A 17,451-nucleotide genomic window follows, 5' to 3' on the forward strand; every position below is an offset into this window, starting at 1 on the left:
GTCCACCGGGTGGGCGATCGGCTGGCCGATCGCCCGGAGCCGGTTAGGCTCGGTCCCGCAGAGCCGCCGCGGTCCTGTGGGCCCGCGCGTCACACCTAAGCGTCACATTGAAGAAGGAGATGCTCGTGCCGTCCATCGACGTCGTCGTAGCCCGGGAAATCCTGGACTCCCGAGGCAACCCCACGGTCGAGGTCGAGGTCGGCCTCGACGACGGCAGCACGGGTCGTGCCGCCGTTCCGTCCGGCGCCTCCACCGGCGCCTTCGAGGCCGTCGAACTCCGTGACGGCGATGCGGGCCGTTACCTGGGCAAGGGCGTGGAGAAGGCCGTCCTCGCCGTCATCGAGCAGATCGGCCCGGAGCTCGTCGGCTACGACGCCACCGAGCAGCGCCTGATCGACCAGGCCATGTCCGACCTGGACGCCACCGACAACAAGGGCTCGCTGGGCGCCAACGCCATCCTCGGCGTCTCGCTCGCCGTCGCCCACGCCGCCTCCGAGGCCAGCGACCTGCCGCTCTTCCGCTACCTGGGCGGCCCCAACGCGCACCTGCTGCCGGTGCCGATGATGAACATCCTGAACGGCGGGTCGCACGCCGACTCGAACGTGGACATCCAGGAGTTCATGATCGCCCCGATCGGCGCGGAGTCCTTCTCCGAGGCCCTGCGCTGGGGCGCCGAGGTCTACCACACCCTGAAGAAGGTCCTGAAGAGCAAGGGCCTGGCCACCGGCCTCGGCGACGAGGGCGGCTTCGCCCCGAACCTCGGCTCGAACCGCGAGGCCCTCGACCTCATCCTCGAGGCGATCAAGGAGGCCGGCTACACCCCCGGCGAGCAGATCGCCCTCGCGCTCGACGTCGCCGCGTCCGAGTTCTACAAGGACGGCGTCTACACCTTCGAGGGCAAGGACCGCTCGGCCGCCGAGATGACCGAGTACTACGCCGAGCTGGTCGAGGCGTACCCGCTGGTCTCCATCGAGGACCCGCTGTTCGAGGACGACTGGGACGGCTGGAAGGTGCTCACCGGCAAGCTCGGCGACAAGGTCCAGATCGTCGGCGACGACCTGTTCGTCACCAACCCGGAGCGCCTGGCCCGCGGCATCGAGGAGGACGCCGCCAACGCCCTGCTCGTCAAGGTGAACCAGATCGGTTCGCTGACCGAGACCCTGGACGCCGTGGAGCTGGCCCAGCGCAACGGCTTCAAGTGCATGATGTCCCACCGCTCCGGCGAGACCGAGGACGTCACCATCGCCGACCTGGCCGTCGCCACCAACTGCGGCCAGATCAAGACCGGCGCCCCGGCCCGCTCCGAGCGCGTCGCCAAGTACAACCAGCTGCTGCGCATCGAGGAGATCCTCGACGACGCCGCGGTGTACGCCGGCCGCAGCGCGTTCCCCCGCTTCAAGGGCTGAGCAAGGGCTGAGCGCCGCACTCGTAGTAAGCGTCGTACGTACGTCCCCGTACTCGGTCCCGTACCGTGTGCGGGGACGTACGCACGTATGGACTGGAGGCGGGGACAGACATGGCGGTGAAGGACCGGGACCGTTTCTCCACCGCGACCAGGATCCGGATCATCGGGGAACAGACCGCGGCCCGGGTCTACCGCTCGCAGACCAAGCGCCAGGCCCGTCGTTCCCGGCTGACCGGCCGGGCCGCGCTGCTCGCGATGGTGCTCTGCTCGCTCGTCGTGGCGCTCGCCTACCCGATACGGCAGTACGTCGCCCAGCGCGCCGAGATCGCCGACCTCCAGCGGGAGCGGCAGGAGACCCGGGACCGGGTCGAGGACCTGCGCGACCTCAAGGCGCGCTGGCAGGACGACGCCTACGCCGAGCAGCAGATCCGGCTGCGGCTGCACTATGTGATGCCGGGGGAGACGGGGTTCGTCGTCGTCGACCCGGACGCGGCCGAGCAGGCCCGCGCCGAGGCCGGTGCCGCCGACCGGCCCTGGTACCGGAACGTCTGGGACGGGGTCGACAAGGCCGACGCCGCCGCCCACCGGCAGTGACTCAACAGGAAGACCAGCAGAAGACAGTCATGCAGACTCCCCCGCCGACCACCCCGCGCACCGAGCCCACCGACGCGGACGTGGAGGCCTTCAAACAGCAGCTCGGGCGGCCTCCGCGCGGCCTGCGCGCCATCGCGCACCGTTGCCCGTGCGGGCAGCCGGACGTCGTGGAGACGGCACCGCGGCTGCCCGACGGCACGCCCTTCCCCACGCTGTACTACCTGACGTGCCCGAGGGCGGCCTCCGCGATCGGCACGCTGGAGGCGAACGGCGTGATGAAGGAGATGACCGAGCGGCTGGCCACCGACCCGGAGCTGGCCGCCGCCTACCGGGCGGCGCACGAGGACTACATCCGGCGCCGCGACGAGATCGAGGAGCTGACCGGCTTCCCGAGCGCGGGCGGCATGCCGGACCGGGTGAAGTGTCTGCACGTGCTGGTCGGCCACTCGCTGGCGGCCGGTCCCGGTGTCAACCCGCTGGGCGACGAGGCGATCGCGATGCTGCCGGAGTGGTGGCGCAAGGGGCCGTGCGTGACGGTCTGCGAGACGGAGAAGACCTGCGGGGAGGACGGCAAGTGACCCGTGTCGCCGCCATCGACTGCGGTACGAACTCCATCCGGCTCCTGGTCGCCGACGTCGACCCGGAGACGGGCGGGCTGACGGACCTGGACCGCCGCATGACCATCGTGCGGCTCGGCCAGGGCGTCGACCGCACCGGGCGGCTGGCGCCCGAGGCGCTGGAGCGGACCTTCGCCGCCTGCCGTGAGTACGCCGGGGTCATCGAGGAGCACGGCGCCGAGCGGCTGCGTTTCGTGGCGACCTCCGCCTCCCGGGACGCGGAGAACCGGGACGTGTTCGTGCGCGGGGTGCTGGACATCCTCGGCGTCGAGCCGGAGGTCATCTCCGGCGACCAGGAGGCCGAGTTCTCCTTCACCGGCGCCACGAGGGAACTGAGCGGACGGGACCACCTCGACAAGCCGTACCTGGTCGTCGACATCGGGGGCGGCTCGACGGAGTTCGTCGTCGGCGACGACCACGTGCGCGCCGCCCGTTCCGTGGACGTCGGCTGCGTCCGGATGACGGAGCGGCACCTGGTGCGCGACGGCGCCGTGACCGACCCGCCCACCGCCGGGCAGGTCGCGGCGATGCGGGCCGACATCGAGGCGGCCCTGGACCTGGCCGAGCGGACGGTGCCCCTGCGCGAGGCGCGCACGCTGGTGGGGCTGGCCGGCTCGGTCACGACCGTCTCCGCGATCGCGCAGGAGCTGCCGGAGTACGACTCGGCCGCCATCCACCACTCCCGCGTCTCCCGAGACCGGGTCCGTGAGATCACCGAATGGCTGCTGCGCTCCACCCACGCCGAGCGCGCGGCGGTCCCCTCCATGCATCCGGGCCGTGTCGACGTGATCGGAGCGGGGGCACTCGTCCTGCTCTCGATCATGGAACGGACGGGCGCGGAGGAGGTCGTCGTGAGTGAACACGACATCCTTGACGGCATCGCCCACAGCTGCGCCGCCGAGGCGCGCTGAGCGGCACTGCCAGGCGATGCCGGCACCGGACGGGGCGTCACGGATTGCGGCAGACGTCCCGCCGGTCGCCCCCTTTGACGACGAGGGCGACGAGTTCGCCGTCGTTGATCCGGCAGGCGATCCGGTAGCTTCCGACCCGGAGCCGGTAGAGCCCGGACGGGCCGGTGAGCTTCTTGACGTCGGCGTCCTGGCGGTACGGGTCGTCACCGAGTGCGGTCAGCGCGGTCAGGATGCGCATGGCGTCGGGTCGGCTGATGGCCCGTAGCTGCCGCTGCGCCGCAGTGGTGAACCGGAAGGCGTACTTCACGCCGCCTCGCCGTCCTGCTCGGTGAACAGGTCCGCCAGCAGTTCCGCCATCGTCACGGTGGTGCCGCCCTCCGCCAGGACGGCTTCGGCCTCGCGCGCCAACATCACGTCGGCGGCTTCCTCCAGCGCTTCGAAGTCCGAGATCGGGACCACGGCTGCCACTGGTGCGCCGTTGCGCGTGATGACGGTCGGGACGCCTTCCTCGGCCCGGTTGATGTGATCGGCGAGGTGCGCGCGGGCTTCCCGTACGGTCACGGTGTTCTCAGTCATGAACTCAGTGTACGCATCCGCGTGTACACGCCGCATCCGAAGGCGGAATCGCTTGCGTGCGCGCCCTTCTACGGCGTCGCGTGGCCATTGGCGCAGGGGTCCTCACCGTCGCGGTCTGAGCAGGACGGACGACGATTGAGCGGCTGCTGGGGCCCTTCGGGGCCCCACGGTGACATCCTGTCGGGAAACTTCGTGAAGTTCTTCACAAGGAATTGGGCCCGGTCGGACGAAGAGAGCGCGTCGGTTGACCCTTTTGGGGGTTCAACTGCCCTTTGAACGTGTTCAGGACGGTGTTCGGAAGGCCTCTCGGGCGGACGCTCCAGGAGGGTGGTCCACCGGCCTCGGAGGTGCGGAGGAGCAGCTCACGCGGCATTGACAACGGGGTGCGCCACACCCTGGTTCCTTGCTCCACCATGATCTCCGTCACGTGGGCGGCGGATGGTAGCACAGGCACCACCGAAGCTTGTGAAGGGGCGCACGAACCACCCCCCTCAGACGGGTGGATACTCGATGGCATGAGCACCACGGAGCGTCCCAGGATCCTCGTAGTAGGCGGTGGGTACGTAGGCCTGTACGCAGCTCGACGCATCCAGAAGAAGATGCGTTACGGCGAGGCGACCGTCACCGTCGTCGACCCGCGGTCGTACATGACCTACCAGCCCTTCCTCCCCGAAGCCGCCGCCGGCAGCATCTCCCCGCGGCACGTCGTCGTCCCCCTGCGGCGCGTGCTTCCGAAGGCGGAGGTCCTCACCGGTCGGGTCAGCACCATCGACCAGGACCGCAAGGTCGCCACGATCGCCCCCCTGGTGGGCGAGGCGTACGAGCTGCCGTTCGACTACCTGGTCATCGCCATGGGCGCGGTCTCCCGCACCTTCCCGATCCCCGGCCTCGCCGAGCAGGGCATCGGCATGAAGGGCATCGAGGAGTCCATCGGCCTGCGCAACCACGTCCTGGAGCAGCTGGACAAGGCCGACTCCACCACCGACGAGGAGATCCGCCGCAAGGCGCTCACCTTCGTCTTCATCGGCGGCGGTTTCGCCGGCGCGGAGACCATCGGTGAGGTCGAGGACATGGCCCGCGACGCGGCCAAGTACTACAACAACGTCTCCCGCGAGGACATGCGCTTCGTCCTCGTGGACGCCGCCGACAAGATCCTCCCCGAGGTCGGTCCCAAGCTCGGCCAGTACGGCAAGGAGCACCTCGAGGGCCGCGGCGTCGAGGTCTACCTGTCCACCTCCATGGACTCCTGCGTCGACGGCCACGTGGTGCTGAAGAACGGCCTGGAGGTCGACTCCAACACCATCGTGTGGACGGCCGGCGTCAAGCCGAACCCGGCGCTCTCCCGCTTCGGCCTGCCGCTGGGCCCCCGCGGTCACGTCGACTGCGCGCCGACCCTCCAGGTCCAGGGCACCGACTACATCTGGGCCGCGGGCGACAACGCCCAGGTGCCGGACCTCGTCGGCCGCAAGGCCGGCAACGAGAACGCCTGGTGCCCGCCGAACGCCCAGCACGCGCTGCGTCAGGCCAAGGTCCTCGGCGACAACGTGATCTCCGGTATGCGGGGCTTCCCGCAGAAGGACTACAGCCACGCCAACAAGGGCGCGGTGGCGGGCCTCGGCCTGCACAAGGGCGTGGCGATGATCGTCATGGGCAAGATGAAGATCAAGCTCAAGGGACGTCTCGCCTGGTACATGCACCGCGGATACCACGGTCTCGCGATGCCGACCTGGAACCGGAAGATCCGCATCTTCGCGGACTGGACGCTCGGCATGTTCCTCAAGCGCGAGGTCGTCTCCCTCGGCGCGATGGAGACCCCGCGCGAGGAGTTCTACGAGGCCGCCAAGCCGGCCCCGAAGGCCGCCGCGCCGAAGGCCGTCGACAAGAGCGAGACGGCCGCGAAGTCGGAGAAGACCGAGGAGAAGGCCAAGGCCTCCTGACCTTGGGTCACCTCCCGCAGTAGTTCCCCGAAGGGGCCGTCCGCCATCCGTGGTGCGGGCGGCTCCTTCGCGTTGCGCCGACGGGGCGAAAAATCTCGTGGCGTGTACAGGTATTTTGCTCAGTCGTAACGCGCGCCGGGGACTGTACGGCGGGCTCCCAGGTGTTTACGTGGTGTCGGACATTCATGTCGGACATTCATGTGGGACATCCGGGATCGCTCGTCACGGAGGTACGCCATGGCTGACGCCGCGCTGCGGCTGCAGAACCTCTTCGAACAGTTGCTGGGAACACCACTCCCGGTGCGCATCCGCGCCTGGGACGGTTCACAGGCGGGCCCGCCGGGCGCGCCGACCCTCGTCGTCCGCAACCGCCGGGCCCTGCGCCGCCTGCTGTTCAAGCCGGGCGAACTCGGCCTGGCCCGTGCCTGGGTGGCCGGGGACCTGGACGTGGACGGCGACCTCTACACCGCCCTCGGTCTGCTCGCCGGTCTCGTCTGGGAGCGCGGCGAGGATGCCCGGGGCCTCGCGGAGGCGCTCCGCGACCCCGAGGTCCGGGCCGCCGTACGCGGTCTGGTCACGATGGCCGGGCCGCCGCTGCCGCCCGCCCCGCCACCGGAGGAGGTCCGCCGGGCCCGCCGCCACCTGCACACCAAGCGCAGCGACAGACGGGCCATCAGCCACCACTACGACGTCGGCAACGACTTCTACGAGCTCGTCCTCGGTCCGTCCATGGTGTACTCCTGCGCCTACTGGCCGGCCCCGCCGTCCGAGGGCGGCACCCTGGAGGACGCCCAGCGCGACAAGCTCGAACTGGTCAGCCGCAAGCTCGGGCTGAGCCCCGGCCAGCGCCTCCTCGACGTCGGCTGCGGCTGGGGCTCCATGGCGATCCACGCGGCCCGCGAGCACGGCGTGAGCGTCGTCGGCGTCACGCTGTCCCAGGAGCAGGCCGCGTTCGCCCGCAAGCGCGTCGCCGACGAGGGGCTCACCGACCGGGTGGAGATCCGCGTCCAGGACTACCGGGACGTGGCCGACGGACCGTACGACGCCATCTCGTCCATCGGTATGGCCGAGCACGTCGGCGCCGAGCGGTACCTGGAGTACGCCGTCGACCTGTTCAAGCTCCTGAAACCCGGCGGACGGCTGCTGAACCACCAGATCGCCCGCCGCCCCCGGAAGGACGAGTCCGCCTACAACGTGGACGAGTTCATCGACGCCTACGTCTTCCCCGACGGCGAACTCGCCCCGGTCGGCAGTACCGTCACCCAGCTGGAGCGCGCCGGGTTCGAGGTGCGCGACGTCGAGTCGATCCGCGAGCACTACGCGCTCACCCTGCGCCGCTGGGTCGCCAACCTGGAGTCCGGCTGGGCGACGGCCATCCGGCTCGTCAGCCCCGGCCGGGCCCGCGTCTGGCAGCTGTACATGGCGGCCTCCGCGCTGGCCTTCGAGCGCAACCGCATCGGCGTCAACCAGGTTCTCGCCGTGCGGACCCCCGAGCCGGGCGGCTCCGGGATGCCGCTGCGCGCCCGTACCTGGAACTGACCTCCGCGCGCTCCTGGAGGCGACCTCCGCGCGTACCGCGAAGGGCCCCGCTCCTTGCGGAACGGGGCCCTGTACACACGTACCGCCTACTCGGCCTTGATGGCGTCGAGCATGTTCAGACGCGCCGCCCGGCGGGCCGGCCACAGCGCCGCCAGGACGCCCACGACGGCGGCCAGCAGGAGGAAGACGCCCATCCGGCCCCAGGGCAGGACCAGCTCGTACGTCGGTATCGCCGTGCCCATCAGCTGTCCGGCCGCCCAGCCGAAGAACACGCCGAGGCCGATGCCGAGCACACCGCCGAAGAGGGAGATCACCAGGGACTCCAGGCGGACCATCCGCTTGATGCCCTTGCGGTCCAGGCCGATCGCCCGCAGCATCCCGATCTCCTGGGAGCGCTCGAAGATCGACATGGCCAGGGTGTTGATGACACCGAGGACGGCCACGATCACCGCCATGGCCAGCAGACCGTAGAGCATGTTCAGCATCAGGGTGAACATCTTCGCGATCTCGTTGGAGATGTCCTGCTTGTCCTGGATCTTGATCGCCGGGTTGGTGTCCAGCGCCTCCACCAGGCTGTCCTTCGCGGCCGAGGAGGCCCCGTCGGACATCTTCACCATCACCTGCATGTCGACCGGGTCCGACTGGTGCGGGGCGACGGTGGGAAGGTCGACCATGATGCCGCGGATCATGTCGTTGCCCTCGTAGACCCCGGCGACCTTCAGCCGCTGCTTCTCGCCGTCCTCGTAGGCGGCGGTGAAGGTGGAGCCGGTCTTCCAGCCGTGGTCCTTCGCGGTGTCGGCGTCCACGACGACGTCGGTGCCGCCGACCTCGAAGGCGCCCTGCTCGACCTTGAGGTCGGTCAGCTCGCCGATCGTGGAGCCGTTGACGCCGGTGAGGTACTCGGTCTGCCCGCCGATGCGGGACTCCGCGTTGCGCAGCGGGCTGATGGCGGTGATGCCGTCGGCCCTGCCGAGCTTCTCGGCGATGTCCGGGCTGAGGGGGCTGCCGTTGGCCATGGAGACCACGTAGTCGGCCTCGATCGACGCCGACGCCATCTTGTCGATCGACTTCTGCAGGCTGCCGGCCATCACCGTCATGCCGGTGATCAGGGTGAGGCCGATCATCAGCGCGGAGGCGGTGGCGGCGGTGCGGCGCGGGTTGCGCACCGAGTTCTGCCGGGCGAGCTTGCCCGCGACGCCGAACACGCGCAGCACCGGTGCCACCGCGGCGATCAGCGGGCGGGAGAGCAGCGGCGTCAGGATGAACACGCCGATGATCAGCAGCACCGCGCCCATGCCCATCGGGGCCTGTCCGTCCGAGCCCTCCATCGTCGTCGCCGCGAGGACGACCGCGACACCGGCGGCCGAGACCAGCGCGCCCAGCGTGTTGCGCAGCACCAGCGACTTCGTCGTGGCCTTGGCGTGCACGCTGCTCATCGCCGCGACCGGCGGGATCTTCGCCGCGCGGCGGCCGGGCAGCCATGCCGCCAGCATGGTGACCAGCACGCCGACCGCGAGGGCGGCGACGATCGTGCCGGGGGACACCACCAGCGGCCCGTCGGGCACGACCTCGCCCATCGAGCCCATCAGGGAGCGCATCCCGGCACCGATGCCGATGCCCGCGAGCAGGCCGGTGACCGCGGCGACGACGCCGACGACGAACGCCTCGATCAGCACCGACCGCGTGACCTGCCGGCGGGAGGCGCCGACCGCCCGCATCAGGGCGAGCTCCTTGGTGCGCTGGGCGACCAGCATCGTGAAGGTGTTGGCGATGATGAACGTGCCGACGAACAGCGCGATGCCGGCGAAGACCAGCAGACCCTGCTTCATGCCGCTCATCGACGAGGCGATCATCTCCGCCTGGTCGTCGGCCAGCTCCTCGGCGGTGGTGGTCTCGACGAGGTCCTTCGGCAGCGCCTTGTCCAGTTCCGCCTTCAGCGCGGCCTGGGTGACACCGGCCTTCGCCTTGACGTCGATCTCGTCGTACGTGCCCGCCTTGCCGAACAGCGTCTGCGCGGTCGCCGTGTCGAAGAGGGTGAGGCTGCCGCCGGCCGCGACGCCGCCGTCGTCGGTGGTGAAGACGCCGACCACCTTCGGGGTGATGACCGGGCCGTCGACGGACATCCGCACGGTGTCACCGACGTCGTAGCCGGACCGCTCGGCGGTCTTGGAGTCGATGAGGATCTCGCCCTCGCCCTTCGGGGCGCGCCCGTCGGTCAGCGGGTACCGGGGGTCCTCGGTGCCCCAGTAGTTGCCGCCCCGCGTGCTCCAGCCGTCGCCGATCAGGTCGCCGTCCTTGTCGGCGACGGCGGTGAAGCCGGTGACCACGCCGATGGCGGAGGCCGCGCCGGGGACCTTCGCACTGTCGTCGAGGAGCGCCTCGGTCAGCTCGGGGACCTCGCCGACCTTATCGCCCTCGGCCTCCTGGTACTCGGTCGTGACGGCGACGTCGACGTGGTCGAAGCCCTTGGCGGAGCTGTTCTGCAGGGCGTCGGAGATGGTGTTGGTGAAAACCAGGGTGCCCGACACGAACGCCACGCCGAGCATCACGGCGAGCACGGTCATCAACAACCTGGCCTTGTGCGCGAATACGTTGCGCAAGGCGGTACGGAACATGGGTCTTCTCTGTCGGAGGTACGGCGGGTCAGGGACGGGGCCTGCCCCGGACGGGCCGGGGACGGGCCGGGACGGGCCGGGGACGGGCCGGAGGCCGGGTCAGCTGGTGCGGCCCTTGGCGTCGAACTGCTTCATGCGGTCCAGCACCGAGTCGGCCGTCGGCCCGTACACCTCGTCGACGATGCGTCCGTCCGCGAGGAAGACCACCCGGTCCGCGTAGGCGGCGGCCACCGGGTCGTGGGTCACCATCACCACGGTCTGCCCCAGCTCCCGCACCGAGTTGCGCAGGAAGCCCAGCACCTCGGCACCCGAGCGGGAGTCGAGGTTTCCGGTCGGCTCGTCACCGAAGATGATCTCCGGCCGGGAGGCCAGCGCCCGGGCCACGGCCACGCGCTGCTGCTGGCCGCCGGAGAGCTGGGAGGGACGGTGGCCCAGCCGGTCGGACAGACCGATCATCCGGATCACGGAGTCCAGCCACTGCTTGTCCGGCTTGCGCCCCGCGATGTCCATCGGGAGGGTGATGTTCTCCAGCGCGGTCAGCGTCGGCAGCAGGTTGAACGCCTGGAAGATGAACCCGATCTTGTCCCGGCGCAGCTTGGTCAGCTGCTTGTCCTTCAGGGAGCCCAGTTCCGTGTCGCCGATGCGCACCGAGCCGGAGGAGAAGGTGTCCAGCCCGGCGACGCAGTGCATCAGCGTGGACTTGCCGGAGCCGGAGGGGCCCATGATCGCGGTGAACTCGGCCTGCCGGAAGTCGACGGAGACCCGGTCCAGCGCGACCACCTGGGTCTCGCCCTGGCCGTAGATCTTGGAAAGCTCCGTGGCGCGTGCGGCCACGGTGGTGGACCGGTCGGCGATGGGTGCGGTGGTCACGGGAAGGGCGCTCCTGTCGGTACGGCGTGTGCTCGGGGACGTTCTCCATCCTTCCGGCCGCGGAGCGCCGTGTAGTCAGCCGCTGTTCCGGTTCTGGGGGGCGACTTCGGTCGGACCACGCGGGCCGGCGTCATACCTGGGGATGACAGGCGCCCCTGACAGGCTCCACCGCGGCGCCCCCGGGCGATAACAGGGCGGGCGCCCTTGTAGAGACGGTGAAATTCCGTCATTCCGCATACAAGGCCGGCCACCGCGCGCAAGGGTGTTGGCAAGTGCGGATGACCCGCCCCCCGAGCTGATGCTCCCTCAGGCGCCAATAAAATAAGACAACATCGCTCCGCCCGCCCGCTGTTCGAGGGACCCGTCCCGATAGGCTCGGGGCGCTCAACGCGGAGCCCATGGCCTGCCCGGATGGTGGAATGCAGACACGGCGAGCTTAAACCTCGCTGCCCCTTCGCGGGCGTGCCGGTTCAAGTCCGGCTCCGGGCACCACCGCTGTCACCCTGCGTGACCAGTGGCAACGGTCCTACGGGGCCGTCTCTCTCTTTCCGTTTGGTGCACCGTGAGTGCACGGGCGGCTACTTCGTCGGCAAGAGCTCAGAGTTCGCCGTCAAGGGACAGCGCGCTGATCATGACCGTCTGCTGTACGACTACTGCGACACCGCGGCGCGGTCGGCTCGTGCGGCGCCCGGCCGTCCTCCACTGCCTAGGACGACCGGGCAGCTCGGTCAGCGCTTCGTTTCACCGAGGGCGGCGCGGAGCCAGTCGAGCGAACCGGTCTCCAGGACAGCGTCCGCGAGGGCCTGGCCGCTCCTGGTGACGATCCGGCCGCGACTGTTGTCGATCCACCGCTGAGCGTTCTCATATCCCTGGGCTCGGTATTCGATGCCCTGGATCATGCACTCCAGCTTGTCGGCGTCCCGCGCGCACACCGCCTCGGGGGACTCCCGTGCCTCGTACTCGCCGATCAGGTCGGTCACGGCCTGCGCCAAGGCCTCGGGCATGCCGGTGACCTGATCGGCGGCGATCGCGCGCGCGTCGGCTTCACCGTCGGTGTACTTCTTGCCGAGGTGGTTGACGTCCCCGGTCCTGGTCTCACCGGTGTCGTGCCAGACGGCGAGGAACGCGGCCCGCGCCGGGTCGGCGCCCTCCAGCTTCGCGATGATCGACGCGATCAGACTGGTGCGCCACGAGTGCTCGGCCACCGACTCAGGTTCCCGGACGCCCGCCATCCACCATCCGGTGCGCTTGGTCTGCTTGAGCGTCCCCGCCTCGTACAGGAAGTTCGCCACCGCGGAAAGGTCGTCTGACACTTCGGGCTCCTCTCACGCCTCGGCGAGGCGGATTGCATAGTGGATGCTCTCCAGCTCCCGTCTGCCATGTGGCGAGAGCTCCCGGCTATCCAACATGATCGGTAGCCGGTCGCGCAGGGCGCGGGAGGCAGCTCCTGAGCGCAGGAGGTTGGGCCGGAGCTGGAGCAGGGACCACACGGTGTGGATGTTGAGGTCCACGTATCCGTGCTCGGGGGCCACGCCCTGGACGAGATGGTCGAGGAGCCGGTCTCCGGGCCAGGGCCGTGGCGTGCGGTCGGCGATGAAATCGTCGGACAGTTCTACGTGCTGCATCTCGCCGACCCAGTACGCCCAGTAGTTGAGGTTGGCGGTCTCGCCTGCGTCGTTGTCACGGAGGGCCGTGTCGATCCAGTGGTCCATGCGGTCGCGGTCGCCCTGGCGGGCGGCGACGGCCGCCACCGAACGACCGTTGAGCCAGCCCGTCAGCCAGTCGTCGGGGCGCTCGGTCCTCTGCTGGTGGGCAAGCCAGTCGGCGGTGTCCGTGGCGGTGTCGTACCCCGACAGGTAGAGGGCCTGACGGCGCAGCAGGAACCGGCCGGGGCCGCGGGCCTGCTCGGCGGTGGTCCGCATATGCGTGAAGAAGCGCCGGCGCTCCTCCAGGGAGAGCTGCGGCCCGGGCGGTGCCGGTCCGCGCCGGGGCCGGGCAGGGGCGGGCAGGGTCCGCACCGGCTCCGGGGGTACACCGTTGAGGGGCCACGCCAGCACGGCGCCCAGCTCGCGCTGCATCACCATCACCGCGAGAGGGCTCTCCTCGACGGGGACCTCCTCGTCGAGGACGGTTGTGAGGAGCACGTCTGCCTCGAGGGCCCTCCCCCACGCCTGGAGCAGCGCGGCCGAGACGCCCATCAACATCAGTTTGTGCCGGTACGTGAGCATCTGCCCGTACGGTACGGCGGTCAGCGGTCGGCGAGCTGTCTCCCACCCCGCGACGGTGTCCAGGCTCACGCCCAGGTGCTCGGCCGCCTCCTCCTGCGTGTAACCCTGCTGCTCCCTTATGACGCGCAGGACGTAACCGGAGATGAGGCCGGCGCGGGGACGCGGAGGCGTACCCGTACTGGCGGTCAGGGTTCGGTCCGGGCGAGGCCGCATGGGGTGTCCATCCTGACGGTTAGAGCTCAAGCCACCTGTACTCGCAGTCAGTTCCAGCCCCCACCTGCGGTTTCTAGTGTCGAGGCCATCACGGAATCGAGCGTAGAGGGGGGCAGCCAGACATGGGACCCGTTCGGCAAGTCGACGGATCGAAGGTCGCAGTCGTGACCACCGCGGGTGCGCTGGTGCAGGCCCGGGACAGGGCCGTCTCGAACTGGCTGCTCGCCGCTGCGGACAACCGCGACCGGGCCCAGAGGGAATGGAACGACCGAGGAGTGGCGCTGCTGCGCTGCGGCGGAGCGTTCACCGCCATCCGCGTCCCCGCCTCCCTGATCACCGCCGCTGCCGGCAGCGAGGAGCGTGTCAGGGTGAGTGCCTACCTGAGCGCGGCGCTCCACCGAGGGCCGGTCTTCGTCGACCAGACCGCAGGTTGGTACTACTGCCTCGTCCCCTCGAAAGCCTGCGACTCCTGGCGAGAGCCCGAGACCGAGTGCTTCGGCGATGACCACTACCTCGGCGTGCCCTGCCCTGGAATCGACTTCCGGCACCCCCGGGCGCGCTCCTGCTGGGTGGTCCCGATGGACGGACCCGCCGATCTGTGCAACCCCGACGCAATCAGCCAACTCGTGCACGTGACGAGGAAGAAGACGGCCGAAGCAGGTGCGCGGTGAGGCCCGCGGAGCCGACGGTGGACCCTCGGCAGGACTGGACTGAGGCGCTGAGCATCACTTCCTGCCTGCCGTTGCGCGTACCGGGCCGCGAGCAGGTCGACCAGCTGACCGCCCGCCTGCGCCAGCATGTCGGGCACCTGGCGCCGAAGCTGGACGAGGCGATCAACGACGAGTGCCACGACACTGCCGACCGAGACACGGCCCGCTGGCTCCTCGACCGCGTCGACCACACCCTGCGCCAAGGGCCTGGCCCGGACAACCGCACGGCCGCTGCCCACCTCGAAGACCTCGCCCTGAACTGCCGTGCTCTGGCCGCGATCTGCTCGCACAAGGAAGAGACCGGGCAGCTCGTTGCCATCCGTCTCCTGTCCACACCGTCCTGACAGTCGGCTTTCCGCTGCTGGCCGTGCTGCCCGGTGCGTACGGCAGGGAGCGGCACCAACCCCACCCGAGGAGCCTTCGTGCACTCTTTGATCGCCAGCCCGTTTCTGGAACAGCACACGCTCGTGCGGCCAGGTAGCCGTGGCGGGGCCCTCTTGCCAGAGGCCCGGTACGAGGAATTGCGCGCCCATGACCCCGCCAAACCTGCCCCGGCCTGGCTCGTCGACGCGGTCCGTGGACAGTGGCCCGACCTCGACGTGACCGGCCGGCCGACCGGGGAGTACCTCCTCGTCCGTCAGCCGTCCTCCTGGGGCTATGGCAAGGCGTCCTGGGAGGTCAACCTCGGCTGCAACTACGACTGCAAGCACTGCTACCTGGGGCTGAAAATGCAGTCCGGGATGCCGTGGGAGGACAAGCGGCGCTGCCTGGACGTCATGGCCGAGGCCGGCGTGCTCTTTCTCCAGGTCACCGGTGGCGAGCCCACCATCGACAAGGACTTCATGCGGTCCTACCGGCACGCGTTCGAGCTGGGCATGATGGTCACGGTTTCGACCAATGGGTCGCTGCTGTGGCGGGAGAACCTGCTGCGCCTCTTCCGGGAGTGCCCGCCCTACCGCGTCACCGTCTCCATGTACGGAGCGGCCAAGGCCAGTTACGACGCGCTGACGCAGCGCCCGGGTGCCTGGGACCAGTTCGTGCAGGGCATGAACGCCGCCCGCCACGCCCGGCTGCCGCTGCGCATGAGCATCGTCGTCACCGAGGACAACGGCCACGAGGAACAGAACATGGTCGACCTGTGTCAGCGGTGGGGCGTCGAGTACGAGGTCTTCACCAACATGACGCCCACCATTTACGGCGGGGGCGAGGTGCTGACCGCGCAGTCCAAGGAGCACCTGCGCGTCCGTAAGCAGTTCACCGGCTGCAACGCCGGCCACACCTTCTTTCACATGGACCCCCACGGCCTGGTGTCCATCTGCAAGATCGGCCGCGACGACCAGATCAGCCTGCCCCACGAGGGGATCGAGGGCCTGGCCCGCCTGGGCGCGATCGCGGACCGCCTGATGCTTCGCACTGGAGGCTGCTCGGGATGCAGCCTGGCCGGCTCCTGCCGGGTGTGCAGGCCCCTGGCCAAGCACTACCAGGAGGCGAAGGCCCCGCTGGCGGCGTACTGCCAGCACGGAGATAAGAAAGCAGGGTGAACAGATGACCGCTGTAACCGTCGAAATCTCACCGCGGCGTCCGCTGCCGGACGAAGGACCGACCCAGACCGGCCAGCCGTACCTGACGCGTCCCGTCCTGGTGCCGGTGGAGCCCGTGACCCGGATCACCGCCGTGAGCGACATGGACACCGTCATGGACAGCGCCAAGTGCTCGTGCGCCGCCGGTGACGACAACCCGCACTAGCCGTCCCCTGACCGGCGGGTGACGCCGCAGGCTCCGGGCCAGTTCGCGCCGGGGCCTGCGGCGTGTGCGCGGCGTGGGTAGCGTGCGGTCATGCGCTTTCACTGGGGCTGGATCGAGCCCGTGATGCCCGTGCCGTATGTGCCCACCCTCGGGCCCGCGCGCTGGGGAGACCCGCTCCACGAACTCCTGGAGGCTGTGGTGGACAGCGCCGGTACCGGCCGCTTCCTCCCGCACGACAAAGACCGCCGCTGGGCCGAGACCAAGACCGAACGGGTCTTGGTCGACGCGATCGAGCACGACCAGGCGCAGACCTTCGTCCCGACCCTCGCCGAGCGCGGCCGGGGCGTCGTCAAGGTCCACGTCTACGGGGCAGCGCCGGACAGCCTGTCGGCCGGCGCCGACCTGGCCCGGAAACTGGCCCCCGCCCACGGCGCGGCCAAGGCCCGGATCGTGTGGTTCCTGGGCGCCGACCAGCCCGACGCGTCCGCCCAGGGGACGCGCGTCCAGCTCAAGGACCTCACCGCCGGGCCCGGGGATGCGCCAGGTGTGCCGATCCAGGAGTACAAGGAGCTGCCCGAGGACGCCGGGTTCCAGGCGTTCGCCACGGCGATGGCCGAGGACGGGTTCGCGTTCCTGTACGGACAGATGCAGGCCGGGACGGTCGGCCCCGTCCTGGCTGTGCTCCACGACGGGCTGGTCGCCGGCGCCATCGGTCCGATGGAGACCATGAACGACGCCCAGGGGTACGCGCGACTACTGCCCCAGTACTTTGGCGTCCTGCCCCAGCACCGCGGCCGCGGCTACGGGCGGGCCCTGTGGCGCGCAGCGATGCGTTGGGGGCACCAGCACGGGGCTGCCTACCAGCTCCTGCAGACCGAGGTCGGGGGCGCCTCGGACCGGCTCTGCCGGGCCGAGGGGTTGACCTCGCTGGGATTCGTCAACCAAGCCGACGTGTGAGCCAGCGCCGCGCCGATAGGGACCCGTCGGCGCTACGCCGCTACCGTCACCGACCAGAAGGAACTGACCATGACCCACCGGAAGGCGAATCGGCCAGCCACACTCGCCCGATGAGCCAAAGCACGCCAGCGGGCAGTTGGGACGGAGCGTGGTACCGCGTCCGCACCGAGCAGTTCGAGGCCGCGTTCCTGCCGAATGCCGGCGAGGACTTGGAGGCCGTGGACAACGTCGATGTCTTCGTGGCTCTCAAGGACGGTTCCCGGTGGAGCGCGACCATCATCTCCCTCGCCCAGGTCGAGATCCTTATGAAGCGATGGGCCACCAGCGGAGAAGCCCTCGGAGGCCGCTACTTCTGGTGCTCGGACGGGCTCATCGTCCGCGACGCAGGAATCGACAACATGACCCAGGTCCTCACCGGTCTGATCGAGACAGGCGAGTTCAGACAGACGCTTCAACGGCTGGAGGACTGACAGCCACCTCAGCCTGCTCGTCTCATTCCGAAACGATCAGTCAGCCGGCGATGGGGATGCACC

General features: G+C 69.7%; 18 protein-coding genes and 1 tRNA gene. 13 read left to right on the forward strand and 6 right to left on the reverse strand.

Features of this window, described 5'->3' with window-relative positions; genetic code table 11:
- Positions 1-125 precede the first annotated feature (125 nt).
- The 4 genes from eno to QC283_RS18675 all read left to right on the forward strand — a co-directional run bounded on the left by eno (position 126) and on the right by QC283_RS18675 (position 3,527).
- Complete coding sequence (gene eno / locus QC283_RS18660) at positions 126-1,406, forward strand: phosphopyruvate hydratase (protein ID WP_279562688.1); 1,281 nt, start codon at positions 126-128, stop codon at positions 1,404-1,406.
- A 110-nt stretch (positions 1,407-1,516) separates the two neighbouring features.
- Complete coding sequence (locus QC283_RS18665; RefSeq protein WP_279562689.1) at positions 1,517-1,999, forward strand: FtsB family cell division protein; 483 nt, start codon at positions 1,517-1,519, stop codon at positions 1,997-1,999.
- Positions 2,000-2,028: 29 nt separating this feature from the next.
- Positions 2,029-2,577: a DUF501 domain-containing protein gene (locus QC283_RS18670; protein ID WP_279562690.1), complete on the forward strand. Its 549-nt coding sequence runs from the start codon at positions 2,029-2,031 to the stop codon at positions 2,575-2,577.
- The gene (locus QC283_RS18675; RefSeq protein ID WP_279562691.1) at positions 2,574-3,527 is read left to right on the forward strand and encodes a Ppx/GppA phosphatase family protein; all 954 of its coding nucleotides are present in this window, start codon (positions 2,574-2,576) and stop codon (positions 3,525-3,527) included. The genes QC283_RS18670 and QC283_RS18675 overlap by 4 nt, the downstream gene beginning before the upstream one ends.
- Before the next feature lie 37 nt (positions 3,528-3,564).
- On the opposite strand, the gene QC283_RS18680 is transcribed toward QC283_RS18675, so the two are convergent.
- Both QC283_RS18680 and QC283_RS18685 read right to left on the reverse strand, forming a co-directional pair.
- Complete coding sequence (locus QC283_RS18680) at positions 3,565-3,834, reverse strand: type II toxin-antitoxin system RelE family toxin (protein ID WP_279562692.1); 270 nt, start codon at positions 3,832-3,834, stop codon at positions 3,565-3,567.
- Positions 3,831-4,103 (reverse strand): type II toxin-antitoxin system Phd/YefM family antitoxin, encoded by a 273-nt coding sequence (locus tag QC283_RS18685; RefSeq protein WP_048457331.1) that lies wholly within the window; start codon positions 4,101-4,103, stop codon positions 3,831-3,833. The genes QC283_RS18680 and QC283_RS18685 overlap by 4 nt, the downstream gene beginning before the upstream one ends.
- A 515-nt stretch (positions 4,104-4,618) precedes the next feature.
- On the opposite strand from QC283_RS18685, the gene QC283_RS18690 reads away from it, so the two are divergent.
- Both QC283_RS18690 and QC283_RS18695 read left to right on the forward strand, forming a co-directional pair.
- The gene (locus tag QC283_RS18690) at positions 4,619-6,040 is read left to right on the forward strand and encodes an NAD(P)/FAD-dependent oxidoreductase (RefSeq protein ID WP_279562693.1); all 1,422 of its coding nucleotides are present in this window, start codon (positions 4,619-4,621) and stop codon (positions 6,038-6,040) included.
- A 237-nt stretch (positions 6,041-6,277) separates the two neighbouring features.
- A complete protein-coding gene (locus QC283_RS18695; protein WP_279562694.1) occupies positions 6,278-7,579 on the forward strand; it encodes a cyclopropane-fatty-acyl-phospholipid synthase in 1,302 nt (433 codons plus the stop codon).
- Positions 7,580-7,665: 86 nt separating this feature from the next.
- Here the strand turns inward: QC283_RS18695 and QC283_RS18700 are convergent, their stop codons facing one another.
- Positions 7,666-10,194 carry an ABC transporter permease gene (locus QC283_RS18700; protein ID WP_279562695.1) on the reverse strand — a complete coding sequence of 843 codons (2,529 nt, stop codon included), beginning with the start codon at positions 10,192-10,194 and terminating at the stop codon, positions 7,666-7,668.
- A gap of 99 nt (positions 10,195-10,293) precedes the next feature.
- Positions 10,294-11,064: an ABC transporter ATP-binding protein gene (locus QC283_RS18705; protein ID WP_279562696.1), complete on the reverse strand. Its 771-nt coding sequence runs from the start codon at positions 11,062-11,064 to the stop codon at positions 10,294-10,296.
- Between the two features lie 405 nt (positions 11,065-11,469).
- On the opposite strand from QC283_RS18705, the gene QC283_RS18710 reads away from it, so the two are divergent.
- Positions 11,470-11,556: transfer RNA gene (locus tag QC283_RS18710), tRNA-Leu, on the forward strand.
- Positions 11,557-11,792: 236 nt separating this feature from the next.
- On the opposite strand, the gene QC283_RS18715 is transcribed toward QC283_RS18710, so the two are convergent.
- The gene (locus tag QC283_RS18715; RefSeq protein WP_279562697.1) at positions 11,793-12,377 is read right to left on the reverse strand and encodes an HD domain-containing protein; all 585 of its coding nucleotides are present in this window, start codon (positions 12,375-12,377) and stop codon (positions 11,793-11,795) included.
- A 12-nt stretch (positions 12,378-12,389) separates the two neighbouring features.
- Positions 12,390-13,505 (reverse strand): helix-turn-helix domain-containing protein, encoded by a 1,116-nt coding sequence (locus QC283_RS18720; RefSeq protein WP_279562698.1) that lies wholly within the window; start codon positions 13,503-13,505, stop codon positions 12,390-12,392.
- A gap of 164 nt (positions 13,506-13,669) precedes the next feature.
- Here QC283_RS18720 and QC283_RS18725 point away from each other — a divergent pair, with 164 nt between their 5' ends.
- The 6 genes from QC283_RS18725 (at position 13,670) to QC283_RS18750 (ending at position 17,388) form a co-directional block, all read left to right on the forward strand.
- Positions 13,670-14,176 (forward strand): hypothetical protein, encoded by a 507-nt coding sequence (locus QC283_RS18725; RefSeq protein ID WP_279562699.1) that lies wholly within the window; start codon positions 13,670-13,672, stop codon positions 14,174-14,176.
- Between the two features lie 17 nt (positions 14,177-14,193).
- Positions 14,194-14,559 carry a DUF6415 family natural product biosynthesis protein gene (locus tag QC283_RS18730; protein WP_279562700.1) on the forward strand — a complete coding sequence of 122 codons (366 nt, stop codon included), beginning with the start codon at positions 14,194-14,196 and terminating at the stop codon, positions 14,557-14,559.
- Positions 14,560-14,637: 78 nt separating this feature from the next.
- Positions 14,638-15,756: a radical SAM protein gene (locus QC283_RS18735; RefSeq protein ID WP_279562701.1), complete on the forward strand. Its 1,119-nt coding sequence runs from the start codon at positions 14,638-14,640 to the stop codon at positions 15,754-15,756.
- 4 nt (positions 15,757-15,760) lie between these two features.
- The gene (locus QC283_RS18740; RefSeq protein ID WP_279562702.1) at positions 15,761-15,961 is read left to right on the forward strand and encodes a hypothetical protein; all 201 of its coding nucleotides are present in this window, start codon (positions 15,761-15,763) and stop codon (positions 15,959-15,961) included.
- A 90-nt stretch (positions 15,962-16,051) separates the two neighbouring features.
- Positions 16,052-16,918 (forward strand): GNAT family N-acetyltransferase, encoded by an 867-nt coding sequence (locus QC283_RS18745; RefSeq protein ID WP_279562703.1) that lies wholly within the window; start codon positions 16,052-16,054, stop codon positions 16,916-16,918.
- A 110-nt stretch (positions 16,919-17,028) separates the two neighbouring features.
- Entirely contained in the window at positions 17,029-17,388 is a 360-nt protein-coding gene (locus tag QC283_RS18750; RefSeq protein WP_279562704.1) for a hypothetical protein, read from the forward strand.
- Positions 17,389-17,451 lie beyond the last annotated feature (63 nt).

The sequence above is a fragment of the Streptomyces sp. DH41 genome, assembly GCF_029813785.1.
Classification (GTDB): Bacteria; Actinomycetota; Actinomycetes; order Streptomycetales; family Streptomycetaceae; genus Streptomyces.

Bases quoted from the DNA above. Each gene is read 5' to 3' on its own strand.
- QC283_RS18665 (WP_279562689.1), top strand. From the start codon at position 1,517: ATGGCGGTGAAGGACCGGGACCGTTTCTCCACCGCGACCAGGATCCGG.
- QC283_RS18670 (WP_279562690.1), top strand. From the start codon at position 2,029: ATGCAGACTCCCCCGCCGACCACCCCGCGCACCGAGCCCACCGACGCG.
- QC283_RS18685 (WP_048457331.1), bottom strand. From the start codon at position 4,103: ATGACTGAGAACACCGTGACCGTACGGGAAGCCCGCGCGCACCTCGCC.
- QC283_RS18690 (WP_279562693.1), top strand. From the start codon at position 4,619: ATGAGCACCACGGAGCGTCCCAGGATCCTCGTAGTAGGCGGTGGGTAC.
- QC283_RS18695 (WP_279562694.1), top strand. From the start codon at position 6,278: ATGGCTGACGCCGCGCTGCGGCTGCAGAACCTCTTCGAACAGTTGCTG.
- QC283_RS18700 (WP_279562695.1), bottom strand. From the start codon at position 10,194: ATGTTCCGTACCGCCTTGCGCAACGTATTCGCGCACAAGGCCAGGTTG.
- QC283_RS18720 (WP_279562698.1), bottom strand. From the start codon at position 13,505: ATGCGGCCTCGCCCGGACCGAACCCTGACCGCCAGTACGGGTACGCCT.
- QC283_RS18740 (WP_279562702.1), top strand. From the start codon at position 15,761: ATGACCGCTGTAACCGTCGAAATCTCACCGCGGCGTCCGCTGCCGGAC.
- QC283_RS18745 (WP_279562703.1), top strand. From the start codon at position 16,052: ATGCGCTTTCACTGGGGCTGGATCGAGCCCGTGATGCCCGTGCCGTAT.
- QC283_RS18750 (WP_279562704.1), top strand. From the start codon at position 17,029: ATGAGCCAAAGCACGCCAGCGGGCAGTTGGGACGGAGCGTGGTACCGC.